General features: G+C 57.1%; 16 protein-coding genes. 7 read left to right on the top strand and 9 right to left on the bottom strand.

All coding sequences use genetic code 11. The annotated features are described in order from the left end of the window. From RUM_RS02080 to RUM_RS11870, 3 genes are read left to right on the top strand one after another with little or no spacing between them, the layout of a single operon-like run. Window positions 1-879, top strand: coding sequence for an ABC transporter ATP-binding protein (locus RUM_RS02080; RefSeq protein ID WP_015557569.1), 879 nt, complete (start codon window positions 1-3; stop codon window positions 877-879). After that, on the top strand, window positions 879-2462 hold the full coding sequence (locus RUM_RS02075; RefSeq protein ID WP_147645536.1) for an ABC-2 transporter permease: 1584 nt from the start codon (window positions 879-881) through the stop codon (window positions 2460-2462). The genes RUM_RS02080 and RUM_RS02075 overlap by 1 nt, the downstream gene beginning before the upstream one ends. Then, window positions 2455-3306: a CPBP family intramembrane glutamic endopeptidase gene (locus tag RUM_RS11870; protein WP_015557568.1), complete on the top strand. Its 852-nt coding sequence runs from the start codon at window positions 2455-2457 to the stop codon at window positions 3304-3306. Before RUM_RS02075 ends, RUM_RS11870 begins: the two co-directional genes overlap by 8 nt. Before the next feature lie 167 nt (window positions 3307-3473). On the opposite strand, the gene RUM_RS02065 is transcribed toward RUM_RS11870, so the two are convergent. Genes RUM_RS02065 through RUM_RS02045 form a run of 5 tightly spaced genes read right to left on the bottom strand, consistent with a single transcriptional unit; the run spans window position 3474 to window position 8934 of the window. After that, window positions 3474-4541, bottom strand: a complete 1068-nt coding sequence (locus tag RUM_RS02065) for an ATPase involved in chromosome partitioning (RefSeq protein WP_015557567.1) — start codon at window positions 4539-4541, stop codon at window positions 3474-3476. A gap of 2 nt (window positions 4542-4543) precedes the next feature. Then, window positions 4544-5491 (bottom strand): dockerin type I domain-containing protein, encoded by a 948-nt coding sequence (locus RUM_RS02060; protein ID WP_015557566.1) that lies wholly within the window; start codon window positions 5489-5491, stop codon window positions 4544-4546. Window positions 5492-5527: 36 nt separating this feature from the next. Further along, window positions 5528-7090 carry a flotillin family protein gene (locus tag RUM_RS02055; protein WP_015557565.1) on the bottom strand — a complete coding sequence of 521 codons (1563 nt, stop codon included), beginning with the start codon at window positions 7088-7090 and terminating at the stop codon, window positions 5528-5530. A gap of 51 nt (window positions 7091-7141) precedes the next feature. Further along, on the bottom strand, window positions 7142-7687 hold the full coding sequence (locus RUM_RS02050) for an NfeD family protein (protein ID WP_015557564.1): 546 nt from the start codon (window positions 7685-7687) through the stop codon (window positions 7142-7144). Next, window positions 7684-8934, bottom strand: a complete 1251-nt coding sequence (locus RUM_RS02045; RefSeq protein WP_015557563.1) for a hemolysin family protein — start codon at window positions 8932-8934, stop codon at window positions 7684-7686. The genes RUM_RS02050 and RUM_RS02045 overlap by 4 nt, the downstream gene beginning before the upstream one ends. Before the next feature lie 333 nt (window positions 8935-9267). On the opposite strand from RUM_RS02045, the gene RUM_RS02040 reads away from it, so the two are divergent. Genes RUM_RS02040 through RUM_RS02030 form a run of 3 tightly spaced genes read left to right on the top strand, consistent with a single transcriptional unit; the run spans window position 9268 to window position 10968 of the window. Then, window positions 9268-9750 (top strand): GtrA family protein, encoded by a 483-nt coding sequence (locus RUM_RS02040; protein ID WP_015557562.1) that lies wholly within the window; start codon window positions 9268-9270, stop codon window positions 9748-9750. Continuing rightward, window positions 9747-10757, top strand: coding sequence for a tRNA dihydrouridine synthase DusB (gene dusB / locus RUM_RS02035; RefSeq protein WP_015557561.1), 1011 nt, complete (start codon window positions 9747-9749; stop codon window positions 10755-10757). Before RUM_RS02040 ends, dusB begins: the two co-directional genes overlap by 4 nt. Further along, the gene (locus RUM_RS02030) at window positions 10738-10968 is read left to right on the top strand and encodes a Smr/MutS family protein (RefSeq protein ID WP_015557560.1); all 231 of its coding nucleotides are present in this window, start codon (window positions 10738-10740) and stop codon (window positions 10966-10968) included. The genes dusB and RUM_RS02030 overlap by 20 nt, the downstream gene beginning before the upstream one ends. Before the next feature lie 38 nt (window positions 10969-11006). Here RUM_RS02030 and RUM_RS02025 read toward each other — a convergent pair whose 3' ends face one another. The 4 genes from RUM_RS02025 to RUM_RS02010 form a co-directional block, all read right to left on the bottom strand. Then, window positions 11007-11576 carry a manganese efflux pump MntP gene (locus RUM_RS02025; protein WP_015557559.1) on the bottom strand — a complete coding sequence of 190 codons (570 nt, stop codon included), beginning with the start codon at window positions 11574-11576 and terminating at the stop codon, window positions 11007-11009. 229 nt (window positions 11577-11805) lie between these two features. Continuing rightward, on the bottom strand, window positions 11806-13512 hold the full coding sequence (locus tag RUM_RS02020; protein ID WP_015557558.1) for a GGDEF domain-containing protein: 1707 nt from the start codon (window positions 13510-13512) through the stop codon (window positions 11806-11808). A 220-nt stretch (window positions 13513-13732) separates the two neighbouring features. Then, a complete protein-coding gene (locus tag RUM_RS02015; RefSeq protein ID WP_022357474.1) occupies window positions 13733-14404 on the bottom strand; it encodes a YoaK family protein in 672 nt (223 codons plus the stop codon). Then, window positions 14391-14666 carry a hypothetical protein gene (locus RUM_RS02010; protein WP_015557556.1) on the bottom strand — a complete coding sequence of 92 codons (276 nt, stop codon included), beginning with the start codon at window positions 14664-14666 and terminating at the stop codon, window positions 14391-14393. The genes RUM_RS02015 and RUM_RS02010 overlap by 14 nt, the downstream gene beginning before the upstream one ends. A 165-nt stretch (window positions 14667-14831) precedes the next feature. On the opposite strand from RUM_RS02010, the gene RUM_RS02005 reads away from it, so the two are divergent. Beyond that, the gene (locus RUM_RS02005; protein WP_015557555.1) at window positions 14832-15734 is read left to right on the top strand and encodes a LysR family transcriptional regulator; all 903 of its coding nucleotides are present in this window, start codon (window positions 14832-14834) and stop codon (window positions 15732-15734) included. Window positions 15735-15769 lie beyond the last annotated feature (35 nt).

The raw sequence follows: 15769 nt of genomic DNA, 5'->3' as shown, positions 1-15769 counted from the left end.
ATGACCGAGTACGAATATGCCATTTCGGTGCAGGACGTGGGAAAGCGGTATGACCGGTTCGCCCTGGAGCATATCAGCTTCACCGTGCCCAAGGGCAGTATTATGGGCTTTATCGGGCAGAACGGTGCCGGAAAGACCACCACCATCCGCAGCATGCTGCACATCACAAGCATTGACCAGGGGGAGATCCGGCTGCTGGGCATGGATCACATCCGGCAGGAGCAAGCCATCAAGGAGCGGCTGGCAGTGGTGTTTGACGAACTGCCCTTTCACGGGGTGCTGACTCCGAAGGATATGGCACGGATCTTTGCGGGGCTGTATCCGGACTGGGACAATGCCGCCTACAGCCGGTATCTGGAGCAGTTCCAGTTGCCGGTGAAAAAGAAGATCGGGCAGTTTTCCAAGGGCATGAAAATGAAGCTGCAAATCGCCTGCGCCCTGTCCCACAATGCGGAGCTGCTGATTATGGATGAGCCTACCACCGGGCTGGATCCGGTGGTGCGGGACGAGATCCTGCACCTGTTTATGGAGTATATCCGGGACGGGGAGCGCTCCATCCTCATGTCCTCCCACATTACCAGCGACCTGGAAAAGATCGCTGACTGCGTGACCTTCATTGACAACGGAAGGATCCTGCTGACCGGGTACAAGGACGAGATCCTGGAATCCCACGGGATCCTCAAGTGCAGTCTGGAGGAGGCTGCCGCTATGGATCCGGCGGATATCATCAGTGTTCGCACCAATGCATACGGGGCGGAGGTGCTGGTGCCGGATCGGGAAAGCGCCCGGTACAAGTATCGGAACGCCATTTTAGACCCGGCAAGCATTGACGATGTGATGCTGTTTTATGTACACAAAGGGGAAAGGGCGTGGTGCTGATGGCAAAATTACGAGCCCTGCTGTTCCGGGAATGGCGGCTGAACCGGAAAGCCCAGCTACTGCAACTGCTGCTGACCCTGCTGTATGCAGGCATGATGTGGGCGGCATGCCTTTCCAACATGTACGGGGACAGCCTGGAGGATCCGGCGGAACGGGCAATGACCCTCCGGTGGATGATTCAGCTTTCCGCTCTGATGCTTGCGCTGCTGAGCGGCTGCCTGGGGCTGTCCATGGATTTCACCTTGAAATCGGATCTGGAATCCGGCTGGCTCCGGTATTCCTACGCCCTGCCCATTACCACCCGGGACCGGGTGCTTGCCCGGATGCTCCGGAGCGCCGTTGCAACGGGGATCGGGACGGTTTTCTCCCTGCTGAACATTGTCGGGCTTTGTGCCCTGGCAGATCGGCCCTTTGAAGCCGGTTATGTGGTGATGCAGGTGGCGGTGGTGGCACTGGTACTGCTGATGACCGTATTGAACGACTGCTTCATCTTAGGGACAAGAAGCCCGGAGCAGCTGAAAAAGCGCACCAACCAAAGCGGCCTTGCCCTGACGGGAGTGGGACTGCTGGCGGCGCTGTGGTTCTACAAATTCGGTGGGGAGCGGTTTCTGTCCCGGTGGCAGGATCCGGATGGCGTCATAGATCTGATGCAGTTGTTTTCCCTCCGGCGGCTGCTGTGGCTGCTGCCTCTGACCCTGGTGCTGATCGCCTGTCACTATGGGGTCATGTACTGGCGGCTCCGGTGTGCGGAGGAAACGTCCCTTGGCTCCAGCCGGACAAAGGCATCCAAACCGGAGGATCGGAGCATCCAGACTCAAGGGCATTTCACCGGCTTTTTCTACAAGGAGCTGCGGCAGAACCGGCAGGGCATTCTGTTGGTGGTACTGCTGCCGGCGGCGCTCCAGGTGCTGATTACGCTGATGCTGCTCTTTGTGGAACTGACCAGTCCCGAATCCCTGTCAAACGGGGTGATTGCGATCCTGACCAATTCTCTGGTACGCTGCATCGGAGCAGCCATTGCCGCCTTCTGCGTCAGCGGAATGCTCACCGGGGTATTCCTGGGGGACGACAAGAAGCTGTGGGGCTATTTTGTGGTATCCACCCCTGCCGGGATCCGGGGCGCCATGTACAGCAAGTACCTGCTGCTGGCGTTGATGAATGTGCTGTATCTGGCAGCCTGGTATGTGACGGACTGCTGCCTTGCCACCCTGCGGTATTTTGCAGTGGGGGAGGAAGCCCCCAGCCTGCTGGGTCTGTATGTGGCAGTGTTTTTCCTGCTGCTGTTGCTCAGTGCCCTGGACATTCCTTTTATTGTGCGGTACGGGGCAAAAAGGGGCAGTATCATCAAGCTGATCTACATGCTGTCCCTGGCGATCCTGTTCACCGTGATATTCGCCATGGTTTTACCAGAGACGATACGGGATCGGCTGATCCAGAAAGCCATCGATCTGTATCACGGGCAGGTTTCCACTGGTATGATGCTGGCTGTGGGGCTGTACCCCTGGGGTGCACTGACCGCCTACTGCCTGTCCTACAAGCTGTCCTGTAAGCTGTTTTTGAAGGGGGTGAACCGGTATGACTGAGAAAAAGCTGGCGGCAAAGCGGCTGCTGCTGTTCCTGGTGCTGGCGTTCGGCATCGCCTGGATCCCGGCACTGATCCTGAACCGGGTGTTCGGATATCATGCATGGTTTGAAACCAACCGGATGCCCCTGTTCGCCCTGCCGGTGCTGTACGCTCCTGCCCTTGCCAATGTACTGACCCGGAAGCTGACCCACGAGGGCTGGGAGCACAGCCTGCTGCGTCTGCGACTGAAGGGGAATCTGAAATACTATCTGACAAGTCTGCTGCTGGTCAGCGTCCTCAGCCTTCCCTCCGGGGCGCTGGCGGTGCTGATCTCCGGCGGGGACTGGGGCACGAATGGTCTCACCGGAACGGAGCTTGCATCCGCCCTGCTGAGCACCTTTGCTACAGCGCCTCTGCTGGGCTTCCTCACCTTTGGGGAGGAGTTTGGCTGGCGTGGATATATGAACCAGAAGCTGGAATGCCTGCTTGGCACCACCGGCACAGTGCTTGCAGGGGGCATTCTTTGGGGCTTGTGGCATGCAGTGCTGACGGTGCAGGGGCACAATTTCGGCACGGAGTATCCGGGCTTCCCCTACGTCGGCATCGGCGCTATGTGCCTGTTATGCATCGCCAACGGCAGCATTCTCATGTGGCTCACAAAGAAAACCAACTCCATCTATCCTGCCGCCATTTACCACGCCATGTTCAACAATGGGGGTGTACTGCCGGGACAACTGCTCAGCGGCAAGGTGCAGGCTCTGACCATTCCCCAACAGCTACTGTGCCAGATTCCCCTCTATGTGGCAGGGCTGGTGTGCCTGCTGCGGATGGTGCATGCAAAGCGGCAAAATGCGACCAAATAAAAAAGGCTGTACGGAGTAATCCGTACAGCCTTTTGTCTTGGGGAGTGTTGACACTAAGATCATATGCAGATTTTCGAGCATAATTTTTACGCAGACAAGACTTTTTAACGCAGAATGCGTGAAATTTTGCCGAAAAGATGCGTTGTTAGGCTTCGTGTCAACACGACCTAATACATTGTTCCGGTCAGTTCCTGCATCACATGGGCAAAGGCAGGATCCGCCGCCGCCTTGATGATCTGCTCTCCGTCCAGCCGGGGATTATAGGGAATGATCCGCTCCCCGATGGTTTTCTTCATCAGAGTGGAGCGGGAATCCTCCACATTCTCCCGGTACAGATTGCACAGGTAGGAAAACTTCTCCTGGAATGGATCCTCCAGGCACACCAGCATCCGGTTCAGCTTGTAGGAGGAGTTGGCGTCCTGCAAAGCGATCACCACATTGTTGTGGGATGCCTGCATCAGCTTGCACACGGTGGAGGAGAACTCGCAGGATGCGTCCATGACGATGCAGTCATAGGCATGCGCCTCCACCAGCTTGGTTGCCATATGCAGATAGGTCTCCTTGGGGATCCGCAGGGACAGCCCCGGAGAGGAGAAGGGGGGGATATAGTAAAACCCATGCCGCCGCACCAGGCTCTCCAGATCGTCCGCAATACCGGCATTGTCCGGCGTAAAGGTGCGCAGGTGATCGTCCGGCAGATACCGGCTCTCTCCCAGCAGCCAGTTGCAGCTCTGGAGCCTGTCCATGCTGAGGAACAGGGTCTTTGCCCCCTTTTCCGCCAGGGTGTACGCCAGTCCCATTGCCACGGTGGTCTTGCCGCTGCGCCCCAGGGGGGAATGCACAGTGATCAGCCGGGTGGCAAGCCGGGCAGCCTCCGGCTTGGGCTTGGTGGCATACAACTGCCGCACCAGGGCAGGCAGATGGGCGGCGCAGTCCCGGGGCACCCGTACCCCATAGGGCAGACCCTCCGGTCGGGTACCCTCCTTGGACAGCAGGAATACCCGGGTGGCAGGCAACCGCCCGGCAGCACCCAGGGTTCCGTTTTTCCGCATCCGGTTGTAGTATCCCTCCGAGATCAGCAGCAGATCCGGCTTTCTGTCCTCCTGAAAATAGGATTCCAGGTAGCTGTAGTCGGAAATGATTTCCAGATTCAACTGACCGCACTGCTCCAGCAGCAGGGTTTGCAACTGCATCAGATAATCCTCAGAGGATGCCGCCAATACGAGCTGCATCATGACTACTCACCTTCTCTTTCCAGCATGGTCAGCTCCGCACAGTCGTCCATATCCACCTTGCCGTCTCCGTTCAGATCCGCCGCCTTCCACTGGGCAGGGCTCAGCAGAATTTCCCCGTTGACGGAACCGATCAGAAGATCCCGATCCTCCCTGGTGATCTTCCCGTCTCCGTTCAGATCCCCCGGCATCAGCGCCGCCTCCGTGGTCACAGCCTGGGTGGTGGGCGCTTCCGTGGCAGCCCCCACCGGTTCCTCATCCCCCCGGCTGAACAGTACCAGCAGCACCACGATCACGATCAGCAGCACTGCCGCTCCTCCGAACAGCAGCATTCTCTGCCGCAGCCGGCGGTTTTCCGCCTGAAGCTGGTGAAATGCTTCCCCACGCTCCGGTGCGGGCGCCGGACGGGATGCCTCCTGCTCGATTTTCGGGATCCGGTCGATCAGGTCGTACAGGTCGTTGCCCGGATCCTGCAAATACCGGAGGAGCATCTCGTTCCCCTCATCCCGGACGCACTCGTTGGACTGGATGGTCTCCATGATCTCGTGCCGCAGTTCCGTCTCCGGGAACTCCCTGGCAGTTTCCAGGGGCACATACACAAACGCCGGACGCAGGGTCTCTCCGTTCAGATAGACCTTGTCAAATTCCACGCAAAGGTTTCCCATCCGCAGGCCGCTCAGCTCCGACTGACGCTCCAGCTGTCGCAGGGCATGCAGCAGCTCCAGAATGGTCTGCCGCATCTGCTGGGGGGTCATGTGGGCGGCGCTGCTCTCCATGGTGTTGTAGGCGTGGGTATCATACACCAGGGTCATGACCCCGTTGATCTGCGCCCTTTGGCAGGGGAGCAGACTGCTGTGCCCGCCGGAAGTGATCTCCATCAGCTGGGTCTCACTGAGCCGATCCCCCGGCTCCAGGGTACATTTGAGCATATTCGCCTGTTTGATCAGATACATAGCCGTCCCCTCCTTCCGGCGGGCAGCATGGACAAATTACTCCGCCGGTTCCGCTTCCTGTGCTGCTTCCACCGTATCAGCGGCAGGCGTCTGGGCGCTCTGCCCCTTCTTCTTGAACACATCCATCAGATTATAGCCCGTCAGAGCCTCCACCGTCTCAGGCAGCTGCCCGATGATATCCGTTACATAATTGGTCACCTTGGAAGCGCCCCGTGCGCCCTCCCCATTGGTGCTGCCATTGTCCACAATGACGATCTTCTCGGTCTTTGCCAGAGGTGCTGCAATGGCCTGGGCGATCTCCGGCATTCTGTCCACGATCATCTGCGCCATTGCTGCGTCGTTGTACAGCCGGAACGCCTGTGCCTTTTCCTTCATGACGTTGGCTTCCGCCTCGCCCTTTGCCTTGACGATCTCGATCTCTGCGGCACCCTTTGCCCGGATGATCTCCGCCTCTGCAAGACCCTGGATCCGGACAGCCTCTGCCTTTGCTTTTGCCTCCAGCTCGATGGAAGTAGCGGCAGCCTCTGCCTGGGCGATCTCCCGGTACTTTTCCGCTTCGGACTGCTTCTCGGACTGGAACTTGTCAGCCTCTGCCTGTTTCTTGACTCCGGCATCCAGCTCCTTTTCCTTCTTGAGCACTTCATTTTCCGCCAGCTCGATTTCCTTCTGCTTTTTCAGGATCTCGATGCGCATCTGCTCGTCAACCAGTTCCTTCTCCCGCTGCTTTTCCAGGATCTTTGCCGCCATAGCGGTTTCGATGACTTCCTTCTGGGTGATGTTCTCCTGGATCTGATACGCCAGATCCGCATTCGCCTTTGCGGATTCGCTCTGCTTCTTGTATTCCTGAACCTTCAGTTCCTTGTTCTTGTTGCATTCCTCGATCCGGGTCAGGGATTCGATCTTTGCCGCCTCACCCAGCCGGACAGCCTCCGCCGTCTTGATGTCGGATTCCATCTGTGCCTCTGCCTTGGCGATGTTGGCGTCCTTCTTTACCTGGGCGATCTTTTCCGCACCCAGTGCTTCCAGGTAGCCGTTCCGGTCGCTGATGTCCCGGATGGTGAATACCTTCATTTCCAGACCCATTTCCGCCAGATCAATGGCAGCCACCTCCTGTACCTTGGAGGCAAACTTTTCACGATCCCGGTAGATCTCCTCCACGGTCAGCTTGGACACGATCTCACGGAGCTTACCCTCCAGCACGTCGGAGCCGGTATCCTTGATATTTACGATGGTTTTCTGCTGATTGCCGGTGTTGAACTGCTCCACCGCAGCCAGAATGGATTCCCGGTCGTTGCGCACCTTGATGACTGCAACGCCGCTGGCGGTGATGCCAACGCCCAGCATGGACAATGCGTCCTTGACCTGAACCTCTACCTTGATGTTCTCCAGGGATATGTAGTCCGCACGCTCCAGCAGGGGCACTACAAATCCGCCGCCGCCGCTGATGACCCGCTTACGCATACCGGTGATGACCATTGCCTTGTCCTGGGGCACCTTTTTCCACATGGTGAGGAATCCGATGACCACCAATGCGATCACCAGCAGTACGATCACAACAATGTGACCCGTAGACCCCAAGCTGTTCCAAATCTCTTCCATTCCAAAACCTCCAACTTTTCATTTCTATGCAGCACACAATTGTGTGTTTGCTTACCGCAATGGCTGTACGATATACACCTTATCCCGGATCTCCAGCACCACAACGGAGGTGCCGGTGGGGATCTCCTTCCCATCCTCCGACCGGGCAGGCTCGGAAATGCTGTTGCCCTCATACACGAAGGAGATCCTGCCGAAGCCCTGGGGGAAGATCCGCTCCGTCACGGTGGCGTTCATACCGATAAAGTCCGCCTCGCCGCCGCTTTCCTTTTCGGAGATCCGCTTCAAGGGGCGCACCACGAACCGGTTCACCAGGAAGGATACCAGCAGACCCAGGGCAATGCCCAGGACGATCACCAGCCATAAGGGGATGCGCCCCTGCAGGATCATGCCCGTGCCCCCGAAGATGGTCAGAAACATGAACAGCAGGGAGGGGGACAGGGGCAGAAAATTCCCCGGATCCAGATGCAGCCCCCCAAGATCAAAATCCAGGTCAAAATCGATGCCGAAATCGATGATGTCGAAGAAGGCACCCAGCAGGGCGTTGATGACCGTGACGGACACGCCCACCCAAAAGCAAACCTCAAAAACCGTCGTCATGCTTCCTCATCCTCCCGGACGGCCGGCTCCGGCGCAATGCGCAGCCGCACGCTCTGGATCTTCTGATCCGTCATTTTCAGCACAGTCAGTTCAAATCTGCCGGAGGTGATCTGCTCGCCGGGCTGGGGCATGTGTCCGAACAGCTCCATCGCCCAGCCCCCTACGGATACGCTGGCGCTTTCAATGGCGTTTTCCGGCAGGGAAAGCTTCTCGCACAGGTCGCTGGTGCTTAGCTCCCCGGACACTTCGTATGTGTTTTCCCCGATCTGCGTCACCGGGGATTCCACCTCGTCATTTTCGTCGTAGATCTCCCCCACCAGTTCCTCAATGATATCCTCCATGGTGACGATGCCGGCGGTACCTCCGTACTGATCCAGCACCACCGCCAGGTGCAGCTTGGTACGCTGCATACTGCGCAGCACTTCACTGATGCGCTTGAATTCGGAGATCCGCAGTACATCCTGCATAATGGTGCCGATGTCCTGTCCGCCCTGATCCAGCATCCGGAAAAAGTCCTTGCTGGTGATGACTCCCACAATGTTGTCGATGCTTTTGTCATACACCGGCAGCCGGGAGTACATTTCCGTAAAGAACAGCTCCTTGATCCGGGTTACATCCTCCCAGCGCTCCACAGCCACCACATTCACCCGGGGGATCAGAATCTGGGCAACCTGGATCTCGTCAAATTCCAGAGCGGAGCGCACCAGGTCGCTTTCCTGCTCCTCCAGAACCCCCTGCTCCTCGATCTCGTCGATGATGACCTTCAGCTCATCTTCTGTGACGCTGGGCGCCTGCTCTCCGGATTTTTTCAGTCCCCGGATCTTCTGGAACACCCAGTTGACGGGCCGGAAAATCCACATCAGCGCCAGAATGGGTCGGTTCATCAGCAGAGCGCAGGACTCGGCGTGAGCCTTGGCGTATGCCTTGGGGGTGATCTCCCCGAACAGCAGCACCAGCACGGTCATCACCGCCGTGGATACCCCGACGGCGCTTGCCCCCAGGTACCGGGTGAACACCACCGTTGCCAGGGAGGCGGAAAGAATGTTGACCACGTTGTTGCCGATCAGAATGGCAGTCAGGGCAGCGTCAAAATGATCCGCAACCTCCAGTGCCCGGGCAGCCCGTTTATTGCCCTGGGCGGCGTAATTTTTCAGCCGGATCTTGTTGACGGTGGAAAATGCGGTTTCACTGCCGGAAAAAAATGCGGACATGGCAATCAAAAGCACGATGATAATGATCTCTGTCATTTATATCTCCTGTTTTTCTCTGTTTTCGCAGTACTCCATTCCGGTTCGGTGGAGACATGCGGCTATGATTATAATATCATACCTTTGGAAAATAATCAAGGGGAACCGCCTGCCAAAGGAGCGCAATCCGGCTTCAGAAGCGGATTTCAGCGTTTTGCATAGAAAATATGCAAGGAATTTATGCAGTGTGGAAAGATTCTGTACAGGATGCCGGAAAGGCGTAAAAAGTGGGGCTTGCAAAAACGACTGTAAAATGCTATGATATAAGGGATACTATAAAGGCAACACCGCACAGAGCACCCTGGCGGCTTTGCCGAAAGAAAGGACTCCACTATGCTGAAGCTGATCGAAAAAATCCTGTCCTTCCTGCCCAAGCCCCTGCAGGAGCTATACCACAAATATGAGGAGCAGCTACTCTATGTACTCTTCGGCGGACTCACCACCCTGATCTCCATCGTCACCAAGCTGGCGGTATTCGCCCTGGTGCCGGATCAGGGGCAGCCCTGGCGCACCACCCTGGCTGTGACCCTGTCCTGGATCTTTGCAGTGACCTTCGCCTTCTTCACCAACAAAGCCTATGTATTCAAGAACCAGACCAAGGGGGCAAAGGAATTTTTCCGGGTATTCGCCTCCTTCTACGGGGCACGGCTGCTGACCTTCGTGCTGGAGGAGGGCATCTTCCTGCTGTGCTGCGATCTGATGCACTGGAACGAAACCGTCATCACCTTTGTCAGCCAGGTGCTGATCTTTGTTGCCAACTATGTGCTCAGCAAGCTGCTGGTGTTCCGGAAGAAAGAGAAGGGCGAGGCGGAATGAACCGGGTCACCATCGCCGGGCTGGAGCTGCCCCGGACTGCCGCCCTTGCCCCCATGGCATCCGTGGCGGATCGTGCCTACCGGCAGTTGTGCCGCAGCTTTGGCGCATGCATGGTCACCAGCGAGCTGATCTCCGCCAAGGGTATGTGCTACAACGACAGCAAAACCGCAGAGCTTTGCACCATCACCCCGGAGGAGCGCCCCATGGCGCTGCAATTGTTTGGCAGTGAACCGAAATTTATCCAGCAGGCGGTGAAGCTGCTGCTGCCCTTTCAGCCGGATGTGATCGATCTGAACATGGGCTGTCCCGTGCCCAAGGTGGTGAATACCGGGGCAGGCTCTGCGCTGATGCAGGATCTGAACACTGCCGCCGACCTGGTGGCAGCAGCCCGGATGGCGTCGGACGTGCCGGTAACGGTGAAGATCCGCCGGGGCTGGAGCGAGGACACGGTGAACTGTGTGGAATTTGCCTGCCGGATGGCGGAGGCTGGGGCGCAGGCCATTGCCATTCACGGCAGAACCCGGAGCCAGATGTACAGCGGCAAAGCGGACTGGAGCTGTATCCGGGCGGTGAAGCAGGCAGTGTCCGTGCCGGTGATCGGCAACGGGGACGTATGCAGCGGAGCGGACTGCCTGAACATGTACCGGGAAACCGGCTGTGACCTGGTGATGGTAGGCAGGGCAAGCTACGGAAACCCATGGATCTTCCAGGAGATCGACGCTGCCTGCCGGGGCATCCCCTACACGCCCCCTACTGTGGAGGAGCGGATGGAAACCATGCTGCTGCATATCCGGATGATTCTGGAAACCGGCAGGGGAAAGCCGGAGCCGCAGCGGATGAAGGAAGCCCGGAAGCATGCGGCATGGTACCTGCACGGGCTTCGGGGTGCGGCAGGGTTCCGCTCCCGATGCTACGGGCTGGACAGCTACCAACAGGCGGAGCAGCTTGCCCGGGACGTGCTTGCCATGCAGGAACAGGAGGATGCCCATGTACAGCAGAACCATTGACCTGCACGGCATGACCGTTGCAGAAGCCCGACGTGCCATGCTGGCGCTTTTGAAAAGCTGTCCCGCCAGCGTCCGGGAAATCGAAGTGATCCACGGCTCCCACAGCGGTCAGGCACTGCTGCGGTATGTGCGGGTGGAACTGAAGCACCCCCGGATCAGCCGGAAGATCCTGGGGCTGAACAACGGGGTCACGATTTTAGAGTTGAAATGAATGCGGCAGTATCGCAGAGCTTGCGGTGCTGCCGTTTTTTATCCCAGGACGCCCAGATGCTCCAGCAGGATCTTCAAGCCGATCAGCACCAAAATCACGCCCCCGGCGATTTCCGCCTTGGTCTGGAACCGGCTGCCGAACCGGTTGCCCACCCATACCCCAATCACGGACAGCACAAAGGTGATGGCGGCGATGAGGGAAACGGCACCCCAGATGTTGACCTGTAAAAACGCAAAGGTGATGCCCACAGCCAGTGCGTCGATACTGGTTGCCACCGCCAGCATGAACAGCTCCTTCAGATCCAGCCTGGGCTGGGGACAGACCTCCTCCGGATCCTCGTGGAGCGCCTCCCACACCATCTTGCCCCCGATGAACGCCAGCAGCACAAAGGCGATCCAGTGGTCAAAGGCAGTGATATACCGCTCAAACTGCTTGCCCAGCAGCCACCCCAGCAGGGGCATGATTCCCTGGAAGCCTCCGAAAAACAGCCCGATCACCAGGGCGTGCTTCCGGTTCAGGGTCTTCATGTTCAGCCCCTTGCAGACGGATACCGCAAAGGCATCCATGGACAGCCCCACGCCAATCAGAAACAATTCTACAAATCCCATTTTCCTTCTCCTTCCGGCAGATGCCAATAAAAAAATCGGGCACAACGCTGTACCCGATCCAGAGACCTACGCACAGCCTGAAGCCATACGCAAGTCTCGTTCTTTCAGACAAGCCAGACCAGAAGGTCAGTATGTTGACTTGCCACATCCGTGTGATGCAAACTACTCCCTTGCAATTGCTCCATTATAACATAGCTATGCGGCATTGTCAAGGGGCATGCAAGGCATGTTAGCGGACAACCGGTGCCTGTCCCATTTTCTGCTTCATTTCCCGTTTCCGGGCGTACATGGCCTCGTCCGCCTCCTCCATGATCCGGCTGATGGGATCCTCCGGGGATTGTGCGCAGGCATACCCCCAGGCGATGCTCAGAGGCACGGCGCAGATTTCGTTTTCGTTGAACCGGTCTGTATCCTTCTGCATGATCCGCAGAGCGGACTCGATGCCCTCCCTGCCGGTGCTGCTGGAGATCACCACGGCAAATTCATCTCCGCCGATCCGGTAAGTGGTGCCAAGTCCGGCAAAGGCGCCGTGGATGACGCCGGAAGCGCCCTTGATGAGGATGTCCCCCTGCTGGTGTCCGAACTTGTCGTTGGCGGTTTTCAGATTGTTCACGTCCAGCATCACCAGGCTCACCGGGTCGATCTGCTGCCGCATGGTTTCCAGGCCGGCAAGCCGCTCATTAAAGGCAGTCCGGTTGCCGATGCCGGTGAGCCCGTCCTTATAGGCAAGCTGACTGACCAGCTCCAGCTGGCTGTTTTCCTTGACCTGGGTCATGGCCTGTAAAATATTCAGCACGCCGAACAGCAGAATAAACAGGATCATGCCCACCCGGGTGAACCGGGCGTTGTCCAGGTGGTAGCTGAGCTTACTGAGGATCAGATCCGCCCCTACGCAGACCCCCATAATGCTGATACCGGACAGGATCAGCCCCTTTTCCATCCGGGAGCGCTCCCGATCCCGGATGTTGATGGCAACCGTATACACAATCAGGATCAGGAAATACAGGATCAGCCCCTGGGTGATAAACAGGGTACGCATATAATCCGTTACGCCGCTCATGTAGAGGATGAGACAGACTACAAACTCCAGAACCGACAATCCAAAGCCGATATAGAACAAACGTTCCTTCCAGATCATCAGGCATTCAAACAGAAACAGTCCGATGGGGATGGGGGTCAGAGACAGGAGCATCAGAGAGAACACGTTCAGCGCCTGCTGGGAGGTGACGAACAGATCCGGCACATGGGTCTCTGTGAAGGACCAGAGCCCCACCACCACCGCCAGAATCCCCAGATACAGCAGCCCATGATTGGGTCGGTGCATGATCCGGTTGGCAGGCAGATCCACCAGCATGAACACAACTCCCAGAAACAGCAGCAGTCCGGAGGCGATCAATCCGGGCAGACCCTGCCGCACCGCATCCACGATCAGCTGGGCGCCACCGGCAAGCTCCATATCCGCAAAGCATTCATTGCTGGCGTTATAGGAAGTGGCATAGCGGATGGTCAGCGTCTGCCCTGCATAGGTACCGGACAGGGGAATATGGTGCCAGCAAGTGCCGGGGGAATTGCCGAATACATGGGATGGCTCCATGCCGTAGGAATAGATTTCATGCTCCCCTATGATGACAGTGAACCGCAGATACAGGCTGCGGAAGGACAGGGTTGCGTCCGCCGGCAGCACCTGGGGCAGCTCCGCATGGATCTCATACCATTCAGAGCGTGGGTGATCCTTTTCCACATTCAGCTGTCCCGGATCCACCGCATCCCCCTGTTCATCCTGCCAGCCCTGGGAAAAGGACTGGGCAGACCTGCCCCAGTAGGGACTTTCCTCACCGGTGGTGCGCCGGGCATTGATGCCGGACAGCAGCAGGGTACAGGCAAGCATGACAAGATATGCAACAAAAAAGAAACGATGTGTATAACGGGTATTCATCAGATATCCTCCGAACCTGCAAAGACGAAATCAGAATTGTTTGCATCATCATAAAAGAAAAAGACAGCATTTCGCTGTCTTTATTATACTCCCTTTCCATGCTGATTGCAAGGGTACCGGCATACTATTTGGAATTTGTACACATTTTGCCCCCGGGGAACGGCAAAAGCCCGTAACGAACTGGTACGGGCACGCTTGCGCAGAAGATGCGGCATCGCCTTTATTTTTCCGGCACGAACATCATGCCGAAGCTGACGGACAGCAGCAGGCAGCAGATCCAGATTGCCCGGCAGCCCAGAGTAAGGGTCAGAATGCTGCCAAGACCGGCACCCACGCCGAACACAAGGATCACGCTGAAGTATGTCAGCGCCTTTTGCAGGATCTCCTTGTCCCGGACACGGAAGTATGCACACAGCGCCTCCGTTCCGGCACGCAGATTGCCGATACACATGGTGCTGGCGTAGGCATGCCCCCGTACCTTATGAAAGGTCTGTACCTGCATGGCGCAGACAAAGGACACCAGCGCATTGGCAAGAGGCTCAAAAACCGGCGGCAGGAAGCCTACCGCAAGCAGAAGCACCACCTCACACAGCAGAATGATCTGCCGCCAGTGGATCTTTTCATAGCATTTGAGCCGGATATGAATCCACTCTGCAACCGCTGTCCCGATCAGAAACGCCAGAACCGGGATCAGATATTTCAGCATAGTCTGCCACTCCCGCTGGAACAATGCCGTACTGAGCAGCACGATGTTCCCCGTCTGGGCGTTGGCAAACACCTCCCCCCGGCACGTATAGGTGTATGCATCCTGAAATCCGCCGGAGAGAATGATAAAAAACGCCGCCCGGAAACTGTCGGACATTTGCCCCCGAACGGGCTTAACGCCCTTCACAGTGCTTCCTCTTTTCGGGGAATGTCAGCACAAATGCCGTGTAGGAAAGCATAAAGCCCAGAGCAAGCAGAGTCAGCACGATCCAACTGCCACCGGCAAGACATTTTGCAGCCAGTCCCAGCAGGAAACCCAGCGCAAAGATTCCGTCTGCGATGCGGTATCTCCTTTTCTCGGTGTGCGCACATTGCAGGGAACGGGGGATCAGGAAGCCCATCGCCCCATCAAACATGACGCACATCAATGCCTCTAATACCAGTTCCATTTTACAGACCCGCTTTCTTCCTGGGCAACGTCCGCCGCATGAGCTTTGTGCGGCATTGCCCTTGACTTTCTGAATTGTATTTATTATAATACAGGAAGACATATATGTAAAATGTATGTTAGATATGATCGTGATATCATTCAGATATAAAAAGGAGCTGCACAGATGTACATCAGCTATGACTACTACCGGGTATTCTACTACGTTGCCCGATACGGAAACGTTTCACAGGCGGCAAGGCTGCTGCTGAACAACCAACCCAATTTGACGAGAACCATAAAAAAGCTGGAGGCTGAGCTGGGGTGCCCTCTGTTTTCCCGTTCCCGAAAGGGAATGAAGCTGACGCCGGAGGGGGAGCATCTGTTCGAGCATATCCGCATAGCCATGGAGCATATCAGCGCCGGAGAAGCGGAGATCACTGAGCAGCGCAGCCTGCAAAGCGGCACGGTCTACATTGCGGCAAGCGAGGTGGCGCTGCGGTGCATGCTGCTGCCGGTGCTGAAAAAATACCGGCTGCTGTACCCTGGCATTCACATCCGCATCAGCAACCATTCCACGCCCCAGGCGATCAGCGCCCTGAAGGAGGGTACTGCGGACATTGCCGTGGTCACCACCCCCACCGTGCAGGCGGCTTCTCTGACGGAGACTCTTGTAAAGCCCATCACCGAGGTTGCCGTCTGCTCCCCGTACTTTACCGCTCTGACGGGCAGACAGGTCAGTCTGGCGGATCTGGTGCATTTCCCCCTGATCTCCCTGGGGAAGGATACCAAGTCCTTTGCGTTTTTCTCCGGGCTTTTCACGGAGCATGGACTACCCTATCAGCCGGATATTGAAGCCTTCACCGCCGATCAGATCCTCCCCATGGTACAGGCGGATCTGGGCGTGGGCTTTGTGCCGGAGGAATTTTTACAGGACAGCAGCGGCGTCTGCAAGATCGATCTGAAGGAATCGATCCCCAAACGGCACATTGCCCTCATCAAGCGAAAGGAGCAGCCTCTGAGCGTGGCAGCCAGGGAGCTTGTCCATATGATCCTGGAGCAGTCAGAATCAGATGCCCTTGCAGTCTGAGACAGGTTTGTGCTATAATGAACCCAAACAAAAAA

Origin of the sequence: Ruminococcus champanellensis 18P13 = JCM 17042, assembly GCF_000210095.1 — a bacterium.
Lineage (GTDB): Bacteria > Bacillota > Clostridia > Oscillospirales > Ruminococcaceae > Ruminococcus_F > Ruminococcus_F champanellensis.
The sequence above is the reverse complement of the archived record's forward strand: the minus strand, read 5'-3'. Positions and strand labels throughout refer to the sequence as shown.

Excerpts from the sequence above, each read along its gene's own strand:
- RUM_RS02055 (WP_015557565.1), bottom strand. The coding sequence starts at position 7,090 with ATGGAAGAGATTTGGAACAGCTTGGGGTCTACGGGTCACATTGTTGTG.
- RUM_RS02075 (WP_147645536.1), top strand. The coding sequence starts at position 879 with ATGGCAAAATTACGAGCCCTGCTGTTCCGGGAATGGCGGCTGAACCGG.
- RUM_RS02050 (WP_015557564.1), bottom strand. The coding sequence starts at position 7,687 with ATGACGACGGTTTTTGAGGTTTGCTTTTGGGTGGGCGTGTCCGTCACG.
- RUM_RS02065 (WP_015557567.1), bottom strand. The coding sequence starts at position 4,541 with ATGATGCAGCTCGTATTGGCGGCATCCTCTGAGGATTATCTGATGCAG.
- dusB (WP_015557561.1), top strand. The coding sequence starts at position 9,747 with ATGAACCGGGTCACCATCGCCGGGCTGGAGCTGCCCCGGACTGCCGCC.
- RUM_RS11870 (WP_015557568.1), top strand. The coding sequence starts at position 2,455 with ATGACTGAGAAAAAGCTGGCGGCAAAGCGGCTGCTGCTGTTCCTGGTG.
- RUM_RS02045 (WP_015557563.1), bottom strand. The coding sequence starts at position 8,934 with ATGACAGAGATCATTATCATCGTGCTTTTGATTGCCATGTCCGCATTT.
- RUM_RS02020 (WP_015557558.1), bottom strand. The coding sequence starts at position 13,512 with ATGAATACCCGTTATACACATCGTTTCTTTTTTGTTGCATATCTTGTC.
- RUM_RS02005 (WP_015557555.1), top strand. The coding sequence starts at position 14,832 with ATGTACATCAGCTATGACTACTACCGGGTATTCTACTACGTTGCCCGA.
- RUM_RS02025 (WP_015557559.1), bottom strand. The coding sequence starts at position 11,576 with ATGGGATTTGTAGAATTGTTTCTGATTGGCGTGGGGCTGTCCATGGAT.
- RUM_RS02080 (WP_015557569.1), top strand. The coding sequence starts at position 1 with ATGACCGAGTACGAATATGCCATTTCGGTGCAGGACGTGGGAAAGCGG.
- RUM_RS02030 (WP_015557560.1), top strand. The coding sequence starts at position 10,738 with ATGTACAGCAGAACCATTGACCTGCACGGCATGACCGTTGCAGAAGCC.
- RUM_RS02060 (WP_015557566.1), bottom strand. The coding sequence starts at position 5,491 with ATGTATCTGATCAAACAGGCGAATATGCTCAAATGTACCCTGGAGCCG.
- RUM_RS02010 (WP_015557556.1), bottom strand. The coding sequence starts at position 14,666 with ATGGAACTGGTATTAGAGGCATTGATGTGCGTCATGTTTGATGGGGCG.
- RUM_RS02040 (WP_015557562.1), top strand. The coding sequence starts at position 9,268 with ATGCTGAAGCTGATCGAAAAAATCCTGTCCTTCCTGCCCAAGCCCCTG.